This window comes from Streptococcus danieliae, assembly GCF_025447695.1.
Lineage (GTDB): Bacteria > Bacillota > Bacilli > Lactobacillales > Streptococcaceae > Streptococcus > Streptococcus danieliae.
Genome location: NZ_JAOBSU010000030.1, coordinates 1 through 15,976 on the forward strand (window position 1 = coordinate 1; position 15,976 = coordinate 15,976).

Consider the following 15,976-nt stretch of genomic DNA (forward strand, 5'->3'; position numbering starts at 1 on the left):
CGTCCGCACTACCAAATAGGAATACCTACTTATTTTAAATAAGGCGTCAATAAGTATGAGTTTTTAGAGGTGCCCTTTATTTTTTTCAGATCGGTTCATAAAGTAGAGAAGAGTCTGTAGTTCACTAGTCAAGTCAACATATTGGACAACAACATCTTTAGGAACAGATAGGTTAACGGGTGAGAAGCTGAGAATTCCTTTAATGCCGGTATTGACGAGTTGATTGGCAACTTCTTGGGCTTTAACACTGGGAACTGTTAAAATAGCGGTTTTAACCTCAGACTCACTTAATTTTTCTTGCAGTTGAGAGATAGGATAGATTGGAATACCGTCATCAGTAGTCGTCCCTACGGCCTCATGTTCATCTCGATCAAAGGCCATGACAATTTTCATTTTATTGCGTTCTTCAAAGCGGTAGTGGAGCAAGGCTTTTCCCATATTTCCAACACCCACAAGAGCTACATAAGTAATGTTGTTGTCGTTGAGGAGATCTGCAAAGAAGGTCATGAGTTTTTTGACATCATAACCAAAGCCTCGTCTTCCTAGCTCTCCAAAATAAGAGAAATCTCTGCGAACAGTTGCGGCATCAATTCCAATAGCTTCGGCGATTTGTTTGGAACTAGCTTTTTCGATTTTTTCAGTATTAAAGCGCTTAAAAATACGATAGTAAAGAGATAAGCGCTTGGCGGTTGCACGAGGAATGGGTTGATTTCTCACTTCCATAATCCCTATCCCTTCCTTTCTCAAGAGTTTGTGAATTAATTATATTATAAAGGAATCAAGCCTAAAAAGCAATGAATATACTTACAAAAATTATGATAGAAGTTCTGATAGTTCTAGTATAGGATCAGGAGTGGGGTCTTACTTTAGGGATTCGATGGGGATTTCGAAAGAAAAACCGAACTTTATCCTCTATCAGGCAAAGAAAAAAGGTTGAGAGGGAATCCCTCAACCTTTTAAGCACAAGGCTTATTTGTAGTTACGTGATTCCAAACCTTCTTCTTCAAGGAAGAGACGGAATGGTACCAATTCTTCAGCTTCGTATTTCTCTTTGTAAGCTGCAATTTCTTCAGCAGAGTAAGCTTTTGGATCCAAACGAAGTTCTGGAGCTTCTACTGGGATTGGACGATGTTGAGTGATGCGTGCATCGATTACAACAGTCTTACCTTCTTTGTTCAATTTCACAGCTTCTGCCATAACAGCATCCATATCTTCGATACGATCCACTGTGAATCCAACAGCACCTTGAGCTTCAGCGATCATCTTGTAATCTGGGTTAGTGAAGTCTACACCAAACAAGTGTTTGTTTGTATCTTCATATTTGTTCTTGATGAAGGCATACTCAGCGTTTGAGAAGACAACGTTGATAACTGGTAGGTCATATTGAACGTTTGTGATAACGTCTGGGTAGCACATACCGAATGCTCCGTCACCCATGATGTTCCATACTTGGCGATCTGGATTGTCTTTCTTAGCAGCAATACCACCAGGAAGAGCAATACCCATTGTCGCAAAGAGTGGAGAAGTACGCCACATGTTCTTAGGAGTCATGTGAAGGTGACGAGTAGAAGTTTGAGTTGAGTTACCTACGTCGATTGAGTAGATTGCGTTCTCATCAGCATGTTTGTTGATTGCGTTGTAAACTTGGTACAATTGCAATTCGCCTTCAGTTTTACCTTCAAGCTTGTTCATGTAATCACGCCAGTTTTGGTTGTTCTTGACAACAGCTCTCCACCATGGTGTAGATTCAACTGGGTTTACTTTATCAAGGATAGCTTGTGCAGCTTCTTTAACATCACCAAGGATTGAAGCATCAAGCGCATGACGTTTACCAAGTTTGTATGGATCGATATCCACTTGGATGAATTTTTCGATGTTTTTGAAAGTGTTGTAAACTTCTGAGAATGGGAAGTTGCTTCCAAGGAAGAGAACTGTGTCTGCTTCGAAGATAACTTCGTTGGCAGATTTCCAACCAACACGGTAAGCAGAACCAGTCAAACCTTCGTAATCCCACTCAAAGGCTTCAAAGTTCTTACCAGTTGTAATGATAGGAGCTTTGATTTTGCGAGAAAGTTCAGTGATTACATCACCTGCACCAACACCACCGAAACCAGCGTAGATAACTGGACGTTTTGCGTTGTTAAGGATTTCAACCGCTTTATCAACTTCAACTTGGTTCAAAGCTGGAGCTACAAATGTACGGTCGTAAGTTCCAGATCCGTAGTAAGAATCTGCATCGATTTCTTCAAAACCAAAGTTAACTGGGATCTCAACAACTGCAGGACCTTTTTTAGCGATTGCAGCACGGCAAGCTTCGTCGATAACTTTTGGCAATTGAGCAGCGTAAGCTACACGTTTGTTGTAGACAGCTACACCATTGTACATTGGGTTTTGGTTCAACTCTTGGAAAGCATCCATGTTCAATTCAGTAACAGGACGAGAACCAAGGATTGCCAACATTGGAGTAGCATCCATAGCTGCATCGTAGATACCGTTGATCAAGTGAGTTGCACCAGGTCCACCTGAACCGACACAGACCCCGATAGATCCACCGAATTTAGCTTGCATAAGAGCTGCAAGAGCACCAGTTTCTTCATGGCGTACTTGCAAGAAGTTGATATCTTTGTCTTCTGCAAGTGCGTCCATCAAGGAACTCAAAGTACCAGAAGGAATACCATAAATTGTATCAACGCCCCATGTTTTCAAAACATTGAGCATAGCAGCAGAAGCAGTGATTTTAGTCATAGTGACAAATCTCCTTTGAAATAGTAATCATAAACTAATTAATGGAAACGCTTAACTAGTATTACAAGGTAATTATATCACAGTTTCGAGCACAATGAAAACAATCTGCTCAAAATTTTAAGAATTATTCTAAAAATAACGTTTTGAGGAAGTTTTTTCACGCGCTGGTACTTCCTAAAAAGTAGGCCTGGAACTTGTTAGAGGTTACTGCCGTTCCTTATCTCAGGGAAGGTGTTGGATCGGTTTGCCCTGCTCGAATACCTCTCAATAGAGTAAAAAGAAAGGGAGTGGGACAGAACTAAATTTTTTCAAATTTAGTTCGTAGTCCCACCCCCGCAAAGCTGATTAGGTCCTCTTCCTAGCTTGAAAAGCGAACGATTGGAGTTTGCTTCGCAAACAAGATTTGGTACTCTCTAACAGCATACAATGCTGTTAGACCCAATCAGCTACTGCGTCAAAGGCATTTTATTAACCAAAGTTAAAGAGGCTAGACTTTTGGCCCAGCCTCTTTAGGGATATTATGTTTTAGGGAAGCTATCGCTACTGATGAAATTGTAAACATCTCCTAGTGTCCCTTGAAAGCCAAGCTCTTCCCCATTGAAGGTAAAGGAAGTAACTTTCAAATAGTCTGGAATAGCTAAGCAACCTAGGAACTGACGTGTAAGATCACTGTATTGTTCAAAGGTCAGACTGCGATCAATCTTATAGGAATCTGTGTAATGAAGTTCATACATAGGCGTTTGGCCTCCTTTTTTCTTCTTGACAAGATTGTAACACATTTGGTTACAAGAGTAATCGAATATGCTCGTGTTCTTTGAATATCAAACCTCTTCTTTGGAGAAAACTTTTCGATCTACCAGGCTATCCATGAGGAAGAAAAATTTTTCGCGGTAGATGGGACTAATTTTATCTTGGAAAATATCTACTTTATGTAACCCTGTCGCATCAGTAATGGTGAGACGAAAGGCAGATAAATCCTCTTTGACAGCAATTTTGACGAGAAAGCCTTGACCACTGTTAGGGACTTCCTCTAGTAAGCGTTGCAATTCATAATTTCCAGTCTTGTTCTGACTAAAAGTGGTATCACGCAGCGTGTATTTTCGAATGCCTGGATCAATGTGGTAACGGTAAGGTGAGTTGGGGAGATGGACACTGGTTGAAAAAGCCATACTTATCCTCCGATTATATTTTTAAGTGTTTGAGTAAAGGTAGTCACATCATCTAAGCTGGTATCATCCGAGAAACTAATCCGAATGGAGTGGTTATTCCGTTCAGGGTGATCGGGATAGCAAGCGGCGATGACATGACTAGGCTCCAAGGTCCCTGCTGTACAAGCAGAACCACCGGAAACAGCGATCCCCGCCAAATCTAACTGTAGCAATAAACTATCCTTGCTGACTTGAGGGACCACTAAACTGAGGACATGAGGAAGCTGGTTGGTGGCTTCATTGACGGTTACAGATGCTGGTAACGAAGCTACAAGTGTTTGTCTTAGGTTGCGGATATGCTCTTCTTTGTCTTCCCAGTTCTCCAGACTTTCCTCAAGCGCGGTAGCCATCCCGACAATAGCTGGCAGATTCTCAGTACCCGCGCGGTGCTTATTTTCCTGCGTACCGCCCAGCATCAAACTTTTTAGCTTAGGCTGGCTGGTGTAGAGGAAACCAACTCCTTTAGGGCCATGGAACTTGTGGGCCGAGGCTGTCGCAAAGTCGACTCCCAGCTCCTTGGGATAAAAAGGTCGTTTGCCCATCCATTGAACTGCATCCACATGAAAGGCGGCAGGATGTTCTTGTAGAATTTTTCCAATTTGGGCAATGGGAAGTAGAGCACCGGTTTCGTTATTGGCTGCCATCATAGAAACCAAAATCGTATCGTCTCGTAGGGCAGCCTGGAAATCGTCAATGGCCAGTTGTCCGTCTCGTGGTTCTAAGTAGGTCACCTCAAAGGCATACTCTTGTTCCAGACGGTGAAAAACTTCTAGGACCGAATGGTGCTCAATTGCGCTTGTTATCAGGTGTTTACCCTGGTCTTGATGCTCCAAGATGTAGGAGAAAAGGGCCAAGTTGTTGGCCTCTGTTCCCCCAGAGGTAAAAATAATCTGATCTGTTGAAACCTCTAATTGCTTCGCGATGGACTCACGCGCCTGGCGTAAATATTTGCGAGCATCTCTACCAAGACCATGGATACTGGATGGGTTGCCATAATGGTCCTGCATGATCTCCATCATCGCAGCCATGGCTTTTGAGCTGATTTTGGTAGTTGCAGCGTTATCTAAATAAATCATTTTTTTCTTCTTTATAAAAATCAAAGAGTGGGCTGACTGGTTTGCGTTCTTGAATACGTACAATAGCTTCCCCAATCAATTTGCTGGCAGATAGGCGGAGAGTATTGTCTGGAATTGCCTGTTTGGTAGCAACAGAATCGGTTACGACAATTTCTTTAATATTGGCTTGATTCAAGAGTTCAGTTGCTTGACCGGCAAAGAGGCCGTGACTGGCAGCTGCATAAATTTCAGTCGCTCCTTCATCCGTTAGGATTTTGGCAGCTTCAGAGAAGGTTTTTCCGGTATTAAGGATGTCATCAATCATAATAACCCATTTGCCAGCTACATCTCCAATCACATAACCTTCCTCACGATCAGCATCATCTTGAGCATAGTCAATGATGGCAATTGGCAAATCCAATAGCTCTGCCAGTTGACGGGCCCGTTTGACACCGGAGTTCTTTGGACTCACAACAACCACGTCTTGTTGGCATAAGCCTTTATCATAATAGTGTTGGGCAAAGAGAGGGATTGTGAAGAGGTTGTCGACTGGGATGTTGAAAAAACCTTGGACTTGAACCGCATGGAGATCAAGGGTGAGCAGGCGTGTAACACCAGCTTTGACCAGCATATTGGCTACCAACTTGGCTGTGATTGGTTCGCGTGGGGCAGCTGTGCGGTCTTGGCGCGCATAACCAAAGTAGGGCATCACCACGTTGATTGAGTTGGCGCTGGCCCGTTTGCAGGCATCAACCATGATGAGAAGCTCCATCAAATGGTTGTTAACGGGAAAGCTGGTTGCCTGAATAATGTAGATGTCAAAACCACGAACACTTTCTTCAATATTGATCTGGATTTCACCATCTGAGAATTGACGTGAAGAGAGTTTTCCGAGTGGAATACCTGTTTCTTGTGAAATGCGTTCGGCAATCTCTGGATTTGAATTTAAGGAAAAAATCTTCATTTGCTTTTTGTCGGTTTGTGTCGCAATCATGGATGGGTTGAACTCCTTTTTGTATTTGTTTCTATTTTATCAAATTTTACTTAAAAAGATACAGTCCTCTATAGTTTTGCTGCAAAACGCGCAACCTTGGTTGGGGCCTTTCTTTCATCAATGCCATGTTCCCGTAGAAACTGCTGGAAGTCCTTATAGCCTTGAGCGGGATTGGTGACTTCCAGTTCTAATTCGTAGTCAATTTGATCAAAGTAGGAACTTTTATCAATGGCCAAGAGTCCAATGGGAACTTGGATTTCGAGGCGTTCTGTATGGAGACTGCCGAGCACCCGCAATTTTTCAAGGGCAATCCCCTCCTCGCGAAGTAGATCTAGGATAGTTCCTTCTGGCAGTTGGACTTGGTCTGGGAAGAGGGGCCAGACCAGACTGGTTAATTCTTGGTTGTACTCCATATTGCCAATAGCCTGGGGAATCTTAAGGGTCAATTCAGCTCCTGTTTCAAAGGTGCGAACGCGCAAGGCCATGCCATGCTCTTTTAAGATCCATTGGGGACTGTCAATATAGTAGTTGGTCTGGTGGATGGGGGTCACATCTGGATAAAGGACTCGTAGTCGGTCATATTCCGTTTTTTTCAGTAAGTTTTTGAATTCAATTTCCAAGTGTTGCATTTTTAGGTCTCTCTTTCATCCTATTCATGGAAAGGTTTTCAAGAATGTGTTAAAATAAGATTGTGTCTATTTTATACAAAAAGGACAGGAAGTACAAGGAAAGGGGCAGAAATGGAGCCAAATTGGGAAGATCTATTAGATCCATACATCCAGGCCGTGGGTGAATTAAAAATTAAGCTACGAGGTATTCGTAAGCAGTACCGCAAGCAAAACCTTCATTCCCCCATTGAATTTGTGACCGGTCGGGTCAAACCGATTGAGAGTATTCAAGAAAAAATGGTGATTCGCGCGATTTCGATGGAGCGTTTGGAACAGGATATGCAAGATATTGCTGGCTTGCGGATTATGGTTCAATTTGTAGATGATGTGTATGAAATTTTAGAGGTCTTGCGACGCCGCAAGGATATGCGGATTGTCCAAGAAAGGGACTATATCAATCACCGCAAGTCGAGTGGCTATCGTTCCTATCATGTGGTGATTGAGTATCCGGTTGATACCATTCATGGTTCGCGGACTATTTTAGCCGAGATTCAAATCAGGACCTTGGCCATGAATTTCTGGGCCACAATTGAACATTCCCTCAACTATAAATACAAGGGGAATTTCCCAGAGGAGATTAAAAATCGTTTGGAGAGAGCAGCTCGAATGGCTTACCAATTAGATGAAGAAATGGGGCAAATTCGAGATGATATTCAAGATGCTCAAGCTTTGTTTGATCCCGTCCATCGCAAATTATATGACGGAGTAGGTAATAGTGATGACACCGATGAAGAATACCGTTAAACGGATTGCCTTGATAGCCAATCAAAGGCCACGCAGTCAGGAAGTCTTCCAGAAACTCAGCCGTATGCTTCGTCCCTACAAGCAGTTTGAATTAAGCAGGAAAAATCCGGATATTGTTATTTCCATCGGTGGCGATGGGATGTTGTTGTCGGCTTTTCACCGTTACAAGGATCAGCTAGACAAGGTACGATTTATTGGGGTCCATACCGGACATTTGGGTTTTTATACGGACTATCGGGATTTTGAACTAGACCTTTTGGTTCAGAATTTACTCTTGGATCAAGGGGCACAGATCTCTTATCCTTTGCTCCAAATAAAAATTCACTATCAATCTGGGGATGTCAAGGAATATTTGGCATTAAATGAAGCTACGGTTCGCCGGACGGATCGAACCATGGTGGCAGATCTGCATTTGAACCAGGTGCCTTTTGAGCGCTTCAGGGGGGATGGAATCTGTATTTCAACACCGACTGGGAGCACGGCCTATAACAAGTCATTGGGGGGCAGTGTCCTCCATCCGACGATTGAGGCCCTGCAGGTGACAGAGGTAGCCAGTCTCAACAATCGGGTCTATCGGACTCTTGGCTCGTCTGTCATCGTACCTCGGAAGGATAAGATTGAAATCCTGCCCTTGTCAGATAGTCCTCATACCTTGTTGGTGGACAATCATGTCTATCAGGTGGAGCAGGTGAGCCGCTTCGAGTGCCAGATTTACCATCGCAAGATTCCCTTTATGGCTTCTTCGAAGCACACCAGTTTTTGGGAGCGCGTGCGCGACTCCTTCATCGGCGAGGTGGAAGACGAATGAGATTTCAATTTATTGTCGATGAACATGTCAAAGTGAAGACCTTTGTCAAGCGTCATGATATTTCGAGAGGGCTTTTGGCAAAAATCAAGTATAAGGGTGGGCAAATTTTGGTGAATGGGCAACCACAATTTGCGACTTATCTACTGGATATTGGTGATGAGTTAATCATTGATATCCCGGCTGAACCTCCCTTTGAAAAGTTAGAAGCCATCTCTCGGGACTTGGATATTGTCTACGAAGACGACCATTTTCTAGTCCTCAATAAGCCTGCAGGTGTGGCTAGTATCCCTAGTGTCAACCATTCCAATACTATGGCTAATTTTGTCAAGGGCTATTACCAGGAACAAGACTATGAAAACCAGCAAGTTCATATTGTGACGCGACTTGACCGTGATACCTCAGGCCTCATGCTTTTTGCCAAGCATGGTTACGCCCATGCCCGCTTGGACAAACAACTCCAGTCACGCTCGATTGAGAAAAAATACCTGGCCCTGGTTAAGGGCGACCAGCCCCTGCCCCGGCAAGGAGAAATCATTGCCCCCGTTGCTCGGAATCCAGAGAGTATCATCACCAGACGGGTTGCACCTGATGGGAAGTATGCTCGTACCTCTTATCAGGTGCTGATTGACCAAGCTCCAACATATTTGGTGGATATTCAACTCCACACAGGCCGTACCCACCAGATTCGGGTCCATTTTTCCCATCTGGGTTATCCGCTTTTAGGAGATGATTTGTATGGCGGCAGTTTAGCAGAGGGCATCGAACGTCAAGCCCTTCATTGTCATTCCTTACGTTTCTACAATCCCTTTTCAGAGGAAGAGTTGTTTTTACAGGCCCCTCTTCCAGCTGATTTTCAGCAGGTCCTCGGAGACCTGTCCCGACCTTAACACCTAATTCAAATCGAAATCAAAATACTCGAATAAGACAAAAAGATGACTAGGAAAGCCGACGAAGCTAGTTCAACAGGTCTGGGAGACCTGTTGACTATTACCCATAGAAGCGATCAAGGAGGCTTGATAAGGTCAGATTTTGAAATTAAATGAGTATAAGGAGGTTATTATGAAAATTTTCGATAGCATTCGCCAGTCCCTTCAAGGAAAAACCGTTAAAATTGTTTTACCGGAAGGAGAAGAACCTCGTATTTTGCAGGCAACCAAACGGATTGTAACAGATACAGACATTATTCCAGTGCTTTTAGGGAGTCCAGAAAGAATCCGTCTCTATCTCGAGATTGAAGGGATTACAGAAGGTTTCGAGGTTATTAATCCCAAGGAATATGACCAACTGGATGCGATGGTCGAAAGCCTGGTTGAGCGGCGCAAGGGCAAAATCAACGAAGAGGAAGCCCGTGCACTCCTCGTAGAGGATGTGAACTATTTTGGTGTCATGTTGGTTCACACAGGCTATGCCCACGGAATGGTTTCTGGAGCCATTCATTCAACTGCAGATACTGTACGTCCAGCCCTTCAGATTATTAAAACTAAACCAGGAATTAAGCGAACCTCCGGTTCCTTCCTCATGGTCCGTGGAGAAGAACGCTACCTTTTTGCAGACTGTGCCATTAATATTGAACCAGAAGCAGACATCTTAGCAGAAATTGCTATTAACTCTGCCGCAACAGCCAAAGCCTTTGGTATTGATCCCAAAATTGCCATGTTGAGTTATTCTACCAAGGGAAGTGGCTCTGGTCCCAAGGTGGACACAGTGGTTTCTGCAACCAAGCTAGCGCAAGAATTGGCACCTGACTTAGTCATTGATGGCGAATTGCAGTTTGACGCAGCCTATGATCCGGAAACAGCTAAACTCAAAGCTCCTAACAGTCCTGTTGCAGGCCAAGCAACCGTGTTTGTCTTTCCAAGCATTGAATCGGGGAATATCTGTTATAAGATGGTGGAACGTCTCGGTGGCTTCAGCGCCGTCGGTCCAATCTTACAAGGGCTCAACCACCCTGTTAACGACCTCTCCCGTGGTGCGAGTATCAAGGATGTCTACAAACTAACTTTGATTACAGCCAGTCAAGCGCTTTATGATTAAGCCTTAGAACCAAACCAAAACCCCTAGTCGAGTATATCACTCGGCTAGGGGTTTTCGATTATTCTACAAAAGCGTTAATTTCAGCTTCGATGGCTGCAATTTTAGCTTCGGCTTCTTGGTTGGAATCTCCAACAACGGCGAGGTAGAATTTAATTTTTGGTTCGGTACCGGAAGGACGGACTGCAATCCAGGAGCCGTCTTCCAGTGTGTATTTGAGTACGTCGCTTGGTGGCGTTGTAAGGGTGGTTACTTGGCCTTGGGCGTCGGTAGCTGTTAGTTCTTGGAAGTCTTCTGTGAGGATCACAGGGCTTTGGTTGAAGCTAGCTGGGGCTTGGTCACGGAATTTGCCCATAATTGCTTTGATTTTAGCGGCTCCATCGACACCAGAGAGAGTTACAGAGAGAGTCTTTTCAGCATAGTAACCGTACTCTTTGTAGATTTCTTCGATTCCATCGGCTAGGGTTAGGCCACGAGAACGGAAGTAGGCAGCGATTTCAGCTACAATCAATACAGCTTGGATGGCATCTTTGTCGCGGACGAATGGTTTGATAAGGTAACCGAAGCTTTCTTCAAAACCGAAGAGGTAGGTGTGGCTACCGGTATCTTCAAATTCTTGGATTTTTTCAGCAATGAATTTGAAACCAGTCAAGACGTTGAACATGGTTGCGCCGTAGCTTTCAGCAATCTTGGTTACCAGGTCGGTTGAAACAATGGATTTAGCCAAGGCTGCATTGCTTGGAAGGGTGCCAGCTGATTTGTGGGCTTCCAGGATGTATTTGGCGATGATAGCCCCGATTTGGTTTCCAGATAGGTTCTTATAAGAGCCATCTGCCTGCAAGACTTCAACACCGAGACGGTCGGCATCGGGGTCTGTCGCGATCAAGACATCTGCACCAACTTCACGGCCTAGTTCTTCTGCAAGAGCAAAGGCTGCTTGGCTTTCAGGGTTTGGTGATTTGACAGTTGAGAAGTCTGGGTCAGCTGTTAGCTGGCTTTCAACCAGTTGAACCGAATCAAAGCCTGCTTGGGCAAGGGCACGGCGGGCCAACATTTCACCGGTTCCATGAAGTGGTGTGTAGACAATTTTCATGTCTTTTCCATATTCTTCAATCAGGTCAGGGTTAATGGTTACGCTTTGGACTTCCTTGAGGTATTCTGCATCTACAGCTTCTCCAATAATCTCAATGAGGTTATTGGCTTGTGCTGCTTCGGTATCAGCAACTTGGATGCTAAATGGATCAGCAATTTCGCGGATAAAGTTGGTTAGAGCATCTGCATCTGCCGGTGGCATTTGGCCCCCATCTTCTCCATAAACCTTGTAACCGTTAAATGGCGCAGGGTTGTGGGAAGCTGTGATCATAATTCCAGCGAAGGCATTGAGGTGACGGACCGCAAAGGATAGCTCCGGAGTTGGTCGAAGGCTTTCAAAGACATAGGATTTGATGCCATGTTGAGCCAAGACAGCCGCAGATTCCATTGCAAATTCAGGAGAGAAGTGACGACTATCGTAGGCAATGGCAACACCACGCGCCTTGAATTCCTCACCCTTGCTTTCAATCAGACGAGCCAGTCCCTCAGTTGCCTGACGAACCACAAAGATATTGATACGGTTGGTACCCGCACCGATAATCCCGCGCATCCCAGCTGTCCCGAATTCGAGGTTGGTGTAGAAAGCATCTTCCTTCTGACTGTCATCCATAGCCTCCAACTCTTGGCGTAAGTAAGCTGGTAGATTTTCTTGCTCAAGCCAGTTTTGATAAGATTCCAAATAGGTCATATGATAATCTCCTTTTATTATATTCGCAATCGCTTACATTATAGCACTTTTTTAACTTTTTTTCAAAATCGGAAAAGCAGCTGCTGTAATAAATCCGGCTAGGGCCATTTCCGCAAAGGAATTGGTTGTGAGGATGGCCGCCAAAAAGTTTTGCAGGTTCCCTTGGTAAATAGCTGGAAATAAAAGGAAAATTCCTGAAAGCACAAAGAAGGTATTGGTTAGGGAGCCGACAACACCGGCTAAACCGAGCCCAAAGCGATTAGGTAGCAGACGGAAAATAAAATAAGGAAAGAGCCCAATCAGGATCCGTGGGACAAAGGCAATTATCAGCGAGAGCCACGTCCCATTAGGGGCAAAGGGGCTAAAGAGATAGCTAGTCGGTTGCAGGAAAATTGTATTGGTTACCATGGAGATAAGCCCCATAAAGAAGCCCAGCAACATACCGGTTTTGGGACCATAACGAATGGAGCCGATGATGACCGGGATATGAATGAGAGTTGGTCGAATCACAAAGGGGAGTAGGTTAAAAACAAAACCACTCAACCACTGGATAACAAGCATGGCGGCTAGGAAAATAGCCAAGGCCGCGGTTGTATTTGATTTACGCAAGGTCTAGAACCTCCTTTACAGCTTCTAAAATAGTCGGTATCTCGGCCAAAGCACCAATTCCATAATCCCCACAGGCTAGTAGCGAGGCCCGGGGTTCAACCATTTGATAGCCCAGCTCTTGCAAGCGAGCGAGATTGTTCTGGCTGGCTGGATTGAGATACATATTGGTATTCATGGCTGGAGCCAGTAATTTGGGTGTTGTTACTGGTAGAGCCAGGGCTGTGGCGGTCACAATATTATCCGCCATTCCATTGGCCAATTTAGCCAGGGTGTTGGCAGAAGCGGGGGCCACTAAAAAGAGATCACTGTCCTTGGCCAATTGGATATGGTTGACCTTGCTTGGGTCCGGTTCTTCCATAGTGTCCAAATGAACTCGATTTTGTGAGAGCACCTGTAGGGTTAGGGGAGTAATAAAGGCTTGAGCGGCTTCGCTCATCAGGACATGAACCTGGTGACCATACTTTCGCAGTTGACTAATCAAATCAGCTGCTTTATAGGCGGAAATACTTCCGGTGACGGCTAGGGTGATGGTGGCCATCTAGGACTCCTTTCTAATAAAATCGACCAGTTTTTGGGCGATTTCGGCTTTGGTCTGGGCTTCTTGTACCCGGTCAGGCTCAACAAGATAGGCCTGGTGGTGATTCTGGTCAATTTGTGTGAGATCATTGGCGACAATCAAATCAGCCCGATTTTTTGTCAGTGAGGCACACGCCACAGCTAGTAGCTCTTCGGGACTGACAGAGACGAGTAGTTTAAAGCCAATCAAACGGATCTGGGGATTCCAGTCCTTGACCTGCTGAATCAATTTAGGAGTTTTCTCTAGGAACATCACTTGATGGTCGGCCGCGGAGGACAGTTTGCCATCTTTTTGAGCTGGCTCTAGAAAGGCTTGCAGATTTTTAGCCTCTTGAACTTTTTCCAAAGGAACCATCTGCACGGGGCGATAATCGGATACGGCCATACTGTGAATCAGAACCTGGTGCTGAGGCACCTGGCTTTGGAGAGCCGACTCCAGATCCCGGGTTGTTTTGATGAGGATTTGCTGGAGCAGGGGATGGGCTGGAGGCTTACTGGCCTGCTCGGTTGTAATCAGGGTTACTTCAAAACCAGCTTCTAAACAAGCTTGGGCGATAGCGCTTCCCAAACGCCCTGTTGATTGATTGGTGATGGCCCGAACCTGGTCAATGGGTTCGGAAGTTCCACCTGTTGTGATTAGGATTTTCATAAGACAATTATACACCTTTTTCAGGGATTTGGCTTTTGTTATAATGATAGGGAAAGAGGAGGACTGGCTATGAAAACAGATATTCAAATTGCACAAGAGAGTTCCTTACAACCAATCGTTAAAATCGCCGCCAGTTTAGGCTTAAGCGCGGATGCGATTGAACAATATGGTCCCTATAAGGGGAAAATTTCCTATCCAACCTTGATGGAACTGAAGCAAAAAGAAGCCGGTAAGTTGATTTTGGTGACCGCTATCAATCCGACCCCCGCAGGGGAGGGCAAATCAACAGTGACAATTGGCCTTGCGGATAGCCTGAATGCTGCAGGCCACCAGACAATGATTGCCCTCAGAGAGCCCTCTTTGGGACCTGTAATGGGCTTAAAAGGTGGAGCTGCTGGTGGCGGCTATGCGCAAGTCCTGCCGATGGAGGATATCAATCTCCATTTCACAGGGGACATGCATGCCCTGACCAGTGCCCACAATACCCTATCGGCCTTGATTGACAACCACATTCACCAGGGCAATGCCTTGGACTTGGATCCCAGTCGTATCGCCTGGAAACGGGTTTTAGATATCAATGATCGGAGTCTGCGGCAGATTGTCATTGGGTTAGGCGGACCTATCAATGGACAACCTCGGGAAGATGGCTTTGATATCACGGTGGCCAGTGAAATGATGGCGATTCTTTGCTTGGCGCGTGATCTTCAAGACCTGCAAGAACGCTTAGCCAATATTTTAATCGGCTATAACCGAGCAGACCAGCCCCTCTTTGTGAAGGACCTGGAGGTTCAAGGGGCCCTCACCCTTTTGCTCAAGGACGCTCTCAAACCCAATTTGGTCCAAACCATTTACGGAACCCCAGCCCTCGTCCACGGCGGCCCCTTCGCCAATATCGCGCATGGCTGTAATTCGATCCTGGCGACAGAGACTGCCCTATCCTTGGCCGATATTACCGTCACCGAAGCCGGTTTCGGGGCTGATCTAGGGGCGGAGAAGTTCCTCGATATCAAGGTGCCCCATCTCCGCAAAACCCCAGACGCCATTGTCCTTGTTGCCACCATCCGAGCCCTCAAAATGCACGGCGGCATATCCAAAGCGGATCTAGCTCAAGAAGATTTAGGAGCTTTGGAAGCTGGTTTTGCCAATCTCTCCCACCATGTTAACAGTTTAGCCACAACTGGTCGTCCTGTCATCGTGGCCCTCAACCGTTTCTCAGGTGATAGCCCTGCCGAACTAACGCTCCTGCAAGAGCTCTGCCAAGCTGCCGCTATTCCGGTTGCCCTGACAGAAGTTTGGGAAAAAGGGCCTCAAGGAGGCCAAGAATTGGTCAAGACCCTCCTCCCTTACTTGGCAGAAGAAAAGGACTTTACCCCTTATTACCAGGTTGAGGATCAGTTCCTGACAAAACTGGAAAAGTTAGCTCAAAAAGCCTACGGTGCCCAGGGCGTTGACTTGGCTCCCAAAGCAGCCAAACAACTCAAGCACTTCCAAAACCAAGGCTGGGACCAACTCCCTATTTGTATGGCTAAAACGCCCTATTCCTTATCAGACAATCCAAGCCTAGGCGGCCGCCCTCAGAACTTCCGCATCACCATCCGCGAGTTTCAGTTGCGCAACGGAGCCGGCTTTATTGTCGCCCTAGCGGGGAATGTCCTCACCATGCCCGGCCTCCCTAAGGAACCGGCCGCCCTCCACATGGGCTTGGATGCCGAGGGTCAGACTTTCGGATTGTTCTAGAAACGCATGAAGAGAAACTAGAGTAATACTTACTCCGTTGAATCTGTTTTGGTAAACTGCAAATAGATTAGAAGTCACCGAGATACAGAAATGTATAACTCGGTGGCTTTTTTCATATATTCCCTATGGGACATTATCACTTTCGAATGATATTTGTCGTGAAGAGGTAGGGAAATTCTTGACTTAGTAGATACTATAGTAGTATAATTTAATTAGATTAGAAGTCATCGAAGGTACAGAGATGTATAACTAGGTGGCCTTTTTTTCATACTATGGAGAGATATTTGATGTCTAATATAGTCGTTTAGCTTATAAACCGTATATGATATACTTGTCTTATGGCATACGGAATTGATTTTAGAAAACGTGTCC

General features: G+C 45.2%; 16 protein-coding genes. 5 read left to right on the plus strand and 11 right to left on the minus strand.

What is annotated here, in order from left to right; translation table 11 throughout:
• Window positions 1-63: 63 nt before the first annotated feature.
• From N4310_RS03210 to N4310_RS03240, 7 genes are all read right to left on the minus strand, one after another.
• Window positions 64-723 carry a redox-sensing transcriptional repressor Rex gene (locus N4310_RS03210; protein WP_262092052.1) on the minus strand — a complete coding sequence of 220 codons (660 nt, stop codon included), beginning with the start codon at window positions 721-723 and terminating at the stop codon, window positions 64-66.
• Window positions 724-969: 246 nt separating this feature from the next.
• Window positions 970-2,745, minus strand: a complete 1,776-nt coding sequence (spxB, locus tag N4310_RS03215) for a pyruvate oxidase (RefSeq protein ID WP_160333463.1) — start codon at window positions 2,743-2,745, stop codon at window positions 970-972.
• Window positions 2,746-3,263: 518 nt separating this feature from the next.
• Entirely contained in the window at window positions 3,264-3,479 is a 216-nt protein-coding gene (locus N4310_RS03220; protein WP_160333050.1) for a DUF4649 family protein, read from the minus strand.
• Window positions 3,480-3,566: 87 nt separating this feature from the next.
• A complete protein-coding gene (locus N4310_RS03225) occupies window positions 3,567-3,914 on the minus strand; it encodes a DUF1831 domain-containing protein (protein ID WP_160333049.1) in 348 nt (115 codons plus the stop codon).
• Between the two features lie 2 nt (window positions 3,915-3,916).
• Entirely contained in the window at window positions 3,917-5,029 is a 1,113-nt protein-coding gene (locus N4310_RS03230; RefSeq protein ID WP_262092053.1) for a cysteine desulfurase family protein, read from the minus strand.
• Complete coding sequence (locus N4310_RS03235; protein WP_262092054.1) at window positions 5,013-6,002, minus strand: ribose-phosphate diphosphokinase; 990 nt, start codon at window positions 6,000-6,002, stop codon at window positions 5,013-5,015. The genes N4310_RS03230 and N4310_RS03235 overlap by 17 nt, the downstream gene beginning before the upstream one ends.
• Window positions 6,003-6,070: 68 nt before the next feature.
• Window positions 6,071-6,631 (minus strand): CYTH domain-containing protein, encoded by a 561-nt coding sequence (locus tag N4310_RS03240; protein WP_262092055.1) that lies wholly within the window; start codon window positions 6,629-6,631, stop codon window positions 6,071-6,073.
• A gap of 111 nt (window positions 6,632-6,742) precedes the next feature.
• Here N4310_RS03240 and yjbM point away from each other — a divergent pair, with 111 nt between their 5' ends.
• From yjbM to pta, 4 genes are all read left to right on the plus strand, one after another.
• Window positions 6,743-7,414, plus strand: a complete 672-nt coding sequence (gene yjbM / locus N4310_RS03245; RefSeq protein ID WP_160333045.1) for a GTP diphosphokinase — start codon at window positions 6,743-6,745, stop codon at window positions 7,412-7,414.
• Entirely contained in the window at window positions 7,398-8,222 is an 825-nt protein-coding gene (locus tag N4310_RS03250) for an NAD kinase (protein ID WP_262092062.1), read from the plus strand. The genes yjbM and N4310_RS03250 overlap by 17 nt, the downstream gene beginning before the upstream one ends.
• Window positions 8,219-9,109: an RluA family pseudouridine synthase gene (locus tag N4310_RS03255; protein ID WP_262092056.1), complete on the plus strand. Its 891-nt coding sequence runs from the start codon at window positions 8,219-8,221 to the stop codon at window positions 9,107-9,109. Before N4310_RS03250 ends, N4310_RS03255 begins: the two co-directional genes overlap by 4 nt.
• Before the next feature lie 172 nt (window positions 9,110-9,281).
• On the plus strand, window positions 9,282-10,256 hold the full coding sequence (gene pta / locus N4310_RS03260) for a phosphate acetyltransferase (protein ID WP_160333043.1): 975 nt from the start codon (window positions 9,282-9,284) through the stop codon (window positions 10,254-10,256).
• 58 nt (window positions 10,257-10,314) lie between these two features.
• Here pta and N4310_RS03265 read toward each other — a convergent pair whose 3' ends face one another.
• Genes N4310_RS03265 through N4310_RS03280 form a run of 4 tightly spaced genes read right to left on the minus strand, consistent with a single transcriptional unit; the run spans window position 10,315 to window position 13,867 of the window.
• The gene (locus tag N4310_RS03265) at window positions 10,315-12,033 is read right to left on the minus strand and encodes a phospho-sugar mutase (RefSeq protein WP_262092057.1); all 1,719 of its coding nucleotides are present in this window, start codon (window positions 12,031-12,033) and stop codon (window positions 10,315-10,317) included.
• A gap of 51 nt (window positions 12,034-12,084) precedes the next feature.
• Complete coding sequence (locus N4310_RS03270) at window positions 12,085-12,642, minus strand: ECF transporter S component (RefSeq protein WP_262092058.1); 558 nt, start codon at window positions 12,640-12,642, stop codon at window positions 12,085-12,087.
• Window positions 12,635-13,180 (minus strand): phosphopantothenoylcysteine decarboxylase, encoded by a 546-nt coding sequence (gene coaC / locus N4310_RS03275; protein WP_262092059.1) that lies wholly within the window; start codon window positions 13,178-13,180, stop codon window positions 12,635-12,637. The genes N4310_RS03270 and coaC overlap by 8 nt, the downstream gene beginning before the upstream one ends.
• The gene (locus N4310_RS03280) at window positions 13,181-13,867 is read right to left on the minus strand and encodes a phosphopantothenate--cysteine ligase (protein WP_262092060.1); all 687 of its coding nucleotides are present in this window, start codon (window positions 13,865-13,867) and stop codon (window positions 13,181-13,183) included. It lies immediately after the preceding gene.
• Between the two features lie 69 nt (window positions 13,868-13,936).
• On the opposite strand from N4310_RS03280, the gene N4310_RS03285 reads away from it, so the two are divergent.
• The gene (locus tag N4310_RS03285; RefSeq protein WP_262092061.1) at window positions 13,937-15,604 is read left to right on the plus strand and encodes a formate--tetrahydrofolate ligase; all 1,668 of its coding nucleotides are present in this window, start codon (window positions 13,937-13,939) and stop codon (window positions 15,602-15,604) included.
• Window positions 15,605-15,976: the final 372 nt, after the last annotated feature.